This window comes from Citrobacter sp. TBCS-14 (assembly GCF_005280805.1).
GTDB lineage: Bacteria > Pseudomonadota > Gammaproteobacteria > Enterobacterales > Enterobacteriaceae > Citrobacter > Citrobacter gillenii.
This window is the reverse complement of sequence record NZ_SZWM01000158.1, coordinates 399-722: the sequence shown is the minus strand read 5'-3', so window position 1 is coordinate 722 and position 324 is coordinate 399. Positions and strand designations below refer to the sequence as shown.

General features: G+C 48.5%; 1 pseudogene. It reads right to left on the bottom strand.

Going from position 1 to position 324, the window contains the following annotated elements:
- Nucleotides 1-324 (bottom strand): annotated as a pseudogene (locus FDX22_RS03655) (hypothetical protein); the annotation flags it as partial.

Genomic DNA, 324 nt, shown 5'->3' with positions numbered 1-324 from the left:
CGGGCAGAAAAATTCGCACTGAGCCAGTCATGAATCCATCCTCCCCACATATTGCCGTAAAGACTTCCTTCGGTATTAAATACGGCATTACCGGCCCTTAAATGGCCGGGCGCAGACCAGTCACCGTTATTGAGATTGAATGTCGCGATACGAACCTGACCAGAGCCTGAACCTTTACCAAAAATACGAACCTCTGCCCCCAGAAGGTCTATGTTGAAATCAGCACCCGACACTACGTTCTGAACTGAATATTGCGGGCTATCGCCATTTGTCGTTTTAATTGTTACGCCAGACTCGGACAATATCAGTGGGCCAGTCATCTCA